Origin of the sequence: Isoptericola sp. NPDC060257 (genome assembly GCF_042726645.1) — a bacterium.
GTDB classification, from domain to species: domain Bacteria; phylum Actinomycetota; class Actinomycetes; order Actinomycetales; family Cellulomonadaceae; genus Isoptericola; species Isoptericola nanjingensis.
Window position 1 is genome coordinate 1 of the sequence record NZ_JBHXAW010000354.1, and the last position, 3,876, is coordinate 3,876.

Consider the following 3,876-nt stretch of genomic DNA (forward strand, 5'->3'; position numbering starts at 1 on the left):
CCGCCGGGGGGTCTGCCCCCTGGACGGCAACCTACGCTGGCGTAGGCTACGAAGGCGTAGGTTCCGGTGGGCACCGATCGGTGCGCCGGGACCTCCTCCGTGCCGGAGCAGCCCAGCCCCCGTTCAGGGGCCGTCAGCGAAGGAGACCGCGTGCCGCAGCACACCACCGGCGAGCCCGACAAGATGCCTGTCGACGTGCCCGCCGACGTCGCGCCCGCTGACGTCGACCCCCTGGTCCAGCTCGTCTCGCCCACCGGCGAGCGTGTCGTCGAACCCGACAACGCGACCTACCGCTCGCGTGTCGACCACCTCACCTCCGAGGACCTGCGCGCCCTGTACCGCGACATGGTGCTGACGCGACGGTTCGACGACGAGGCCACGGCCCTGCAGCGGCAGGGCGAGCTCGCGCTGTACGCGCAGGGCCGTGGCCAGGAGGCCGCCCAGGTCGGGTCGGCGTACGCCCTGTCGCCGCAGGACTACGTGTTCCCCTCCTACCGCGAGCACGGCGTGCTCCAGGCGCGCGGCGTCGATCCGGTCGACCGCCTCCGCCTGTACCGCGGCGAGGACCACGGCGGCTGGGACCCGAACGAGCACAACGTGCACCTGTACACGCTCGTCATCGGCTCCCACGTGCTGCACGCGACCGGCTACGCGATGGGCGTGCAGCGCGACGGCGCGGTCGGCACCGGCGACGCGGCGCGCGACGCCGCCGTCGTCACGTACTTCGGTGACGGCGCCACGAGCCAGGGCGACGTCAGCGAGGCGCTCGTCTTCGCGGCCGTGAACAACGCGCCCGTCGTGTTCTTCCTGCAGAACAACCAGTGGGCCATCTCGGAGCCGACGTCGCGCCAGTCGCGCGCCCCGCTCTACCAGCGTGGCGAGGGGTTCGGCATCCCCAGCGTCCGGGTGGACGGCAACGACGTCCTCGCCTGCTACGCCGTGACCGCGGAGGCGCTGGAGCGCGCCCGCTCCGGCGGCGGCCCCACCTTCGTCGAGGCCTACACGTACCGCATGGGCGCCCACACCACCTCCGACGACCCGAGCCGCTACCGGGCCCGCGCCGAGGAGGACCACTGGGCCCGTCGCGACCCGATCGACCGCCTCGCCGCGCTGCTGCGCGCCGAGGACGCCTGGGACGACGGCTGGGCGGCCGGCGTCGAGCGCGAGGCCGACGCCCTCGGCGAGCGGCTGCGCACCGAGGTGCGCGAGCTGGGCGCCCCCCCTGCGACGGCGATGTTCGAGCACGTGTACGCCACCGAGCACGCGCAGGTCACGGCCGAGCGGGCGTGGTTCGAGCAGTACGAGAACGAGACGAACGAGACGACGGGGGCGGCCCGATGACCTCAGCAACCCCGCAGACCCTGACCTTCGCCCGGGCGATCACCGAGGGCCTCCGTTCGGCGCTCGAGTCGGACGGCAAGGTGCTCGTCATGGGCGAGGACGTCGGCCGCAACGGCGGCGTCTTCCGCGTCACCGACGGGCTGCAGAAGGACTTCGGCGAGGACCGCGTGGTCGACACCCCGCTCGCGGAGTCCGGCATCGTCGGCACGGCGATCGGCATGGCGCTGCGCGGCTACCGGCCGGTGTGCGAGATCCAGTTCGACGGCTTCGTCTTCCCGGCCTACGACCAGATCACGACGCAGCTCGCGAAGTTGCACTACCGGTCGCGCGGCCGCCTGCAGGTGCCCGTCGTCATCCGCATCCCCTACGGCGGCGGCATCGGCGCGGTGGAGCACCACTCGGAGAGCCCGGAGGCGCTGTTCGCGCACACGCCCGGCCTGCGCGTCGTCTCGCCGTCCACCCCGCAGGACGCGTACGACATGATCCGCGCGGCCGTGGCGTCGCCGGACCCGGTGCTGTTCTTCGAGCCGAAGGGCCGCTACTGGTCCAAGGGCGAGGTCACGACCAGCCCCTACCCGACGGTGGCCGCCGCCGGCGGCGCCGACGTGCTCAACCGGGCGCGTGTCGCCCGCCAGGGCACCGACGTCACGCTCGTCGCCTACGGGCCGACGGTCGCGACGGCGCTCAAGGCGGCCGACACGCTGGCCGCCGAGGGCACCAGCGCCGAGGTGGTCGACCTGCGCGCCATCTCGCCGCTCGACGTGACCGCCGTCGCGGAGTCGGTGAAGCGGACCGGGCGCTGCGTCGTCGTGCACGAGGCGCCGACGTTCCTCGGCTCCGGCGCCGAGGTCGCGGCCCGCGTCAGCGAGGAGTGCTTCTACTCCCTCGAGGCCCCCGTCCTGCGGGTGGGCGGCTTCCACGCGCCGTACCCCGTCGCGAAGCTGGAGCACGAGTACCTGCCGAGCGTCGACCGCGTCGTGGACGCCGTCGACCGCGTGCTGGCCCACTGAGAGCGGACCTGAGGAGAACGATGACGACCCAGCGCTTCCCGCTGCCGGACGTGGGCGAGGGCCTCACCGAGGCCGAGATCGTCGAGTGGAAGGTCGCCGTCGGCGACACCGTCGCCGTCAACCAGGTGTTCGTGGAGATCGAGAGCGCCAAGTCGCTCGTCGAGCTGCCGTCGCCGTGGGCGGGCACCGTCACGGCGCTGCTCGCCGAGGAGGGCACGACCGTCGACGTCGGCACGGCGATCATCGAGATCAGCACCGATGCCGACACCCCGACCCGCACGGCCGCCCCTGCCGGCTCCGGCGACGCGTCCGGCGAGGGCTCCGGCTCCGTGCTGGTCGGCTACGGCACCGGCGACGCCGGCACCTCGGGGCGGCGCCGGCGTCGTGCCGCGACGCCGGCCGCCGCGGCCGAGGCTCCGGCCCCTGCACCGGCAGCTGTTCCCGCGCCTGCTCCAGCTCCCGCGCCTGCTGCGGAACCCGCTCCGGCACCGGCGCCCTCGGGCCCGGCGATCGAGAAGCCGATGGCGAGCGTGCCGGCGGCTCCCGGTGCGCAGAGCACCCGCGTGCTCGCGAAGCCGCCGGTGCGCAAGCTGGCGAAGGACCTCGGCGTCGACCTCGCGTCGGTGCACCCCACGGGCCCGGGCGGGATCGTGACGCGGGAGGACGTCGTCGCGCACCACGAGGGTGCCGCCCCGAAGTCCCTGGCCACCTACCCCGACGACGACCGGCCGTGGCTCGCCTCCGGCACGGTCAGCCAGGACGGCCGCCAGACGCGCGTGCCGGTGAAGTCGGTGCGCAAGCGCACGGCCGAGGCGATGGTGGCCAGCGCGTTCACGGCCCCGCACGTCACGGTCTTCCAGACGATCGACGTGACGAAGACGATGAAGCTCGTCGCGCGCCTGAAGGAGGACCGCGACTTCGCGGACGTGCGCGTCACGCCGCTGCTCGTCGCCGCCAAGGCGATGCTGCTGGCGGTCAACCGGCACCCGCAGATCAACGCGAGCTGGGACGAGGGCGCGCAGGAGATCGTCTACAAGCACTACGTGAACCTGGGGATCGCGGCGGCGACGCCGCGCGGGCTCGTCGTGCCGAACATCAAGGACGCGCACACCCTCGACCTGCTCGGCCTGGCGAAGGCGATCGCGACCCTCACGTCCACGGCACGCGCGGGACGCACCCAGCCCGCGGACATGGCGGACGGCTCGATCACGATCACCAACGTCGGCATCTTCGGCACCGACACGGGCACCCCGATCCTCAACCCCGGCGAGGCGGGCATCCTCGCGTTCGGCGCCATCCGCAAGCAGCCGTGGGTGCACAAGGGGAAGATCAAGGCCCGGTGGGTCACGCAGCTCGCGCTGTCCGTCGACCACCGCCTGGTCGACGGCGAGCTCGCCGCCCGCTACCTGGCCGACGTCGCGAAGGTGCTGGAGGACCCGGCGCGGGGGCTCGTCTGGGGCTGAGCACCGCGAGGTAGGACGCAGAAGGCCGGGGTAGGACGAGACTCCGCGAGGTAGTACTACCT

Annotated in this window: 3 protein-coding genes; all 3 read left to right on the top strand. The window is 73.3% G+C overall.

What is annotated here, in order from left to right; translation table 11 throughout:
* Nucleotides 1-183: 183 nt before the first annotated feature.
* From pdhA to ACFWEK_RS19835, 3 genes are read left to right on the top strand one after another with little or no spacing between them, the layout of a single operon-like run.
* Complete coding sequence (gene pdhA, locus ACFWEK_RS19825) at nucleotides 184-1,341, top strand: pyruvate dehydrogenase (acetyl-transferring) E1 component subunit alpha (protein WP_430555153.1); 1,158 nt, start codon at nucleotides 184-186, stop codon at nucleotides 1,339-1,341.
* On the top strand, nucleotides 1,338-2,351 hold the full coding sequence (locus tag ACFWEK_RS19830) for an alpha-ketoacid dehydrogenase subunit beta (protein ID WP_430555151.1): 1,014 nt from the start codon (nucleotides 1,338-1,340) through the stop codon (nucleotides 2,349-2,351). The genes pdhA and ACFWEK_RS19830 overlap by 4 nt, the downstream gene beginning before the upstream one ends.
* A 20-nt stretch (nucleotides 2,352-2,371) precedes the next feature.
* A complete protein-coding gene (locus ACFWEK_RS19835) occupies nucleotides 2,372-3,814 on the top strand; it encodes a dihydrolipoamide acetyltransferase family protein (RefSeq protein WP_430555152.1) in 1,443 nt (480 codons plus the stop codon).
* Nucleotides 3,815-3,876 lie beyond the last annotated feature (62 nt).

Bases quoted from the DNA above. Each gene is read 5' to 3' on its own strand.
- pdhA (WP_430555153.1), top strand. From the start codon at position 184: ATGCCTGTCGACGTGCCCGCCGACGTCGCGCCCGCTGACGTCGACCCC.
- ACFWEK_RS19830 (WP_430555151.1), top strand. From the start codon at position 1,338: ATGACCTCAGCAACCCCGCAGACCCTGACCTTCGCCCGGGCGATCACC.
- ACFWEK_RS19835 (WP_430555152.1), top strand. From the start codon at position 2,372: ATGACGACCCAGCGCTTCCCGCTGCCGGACGTGGGCGAGGGCCTCACC.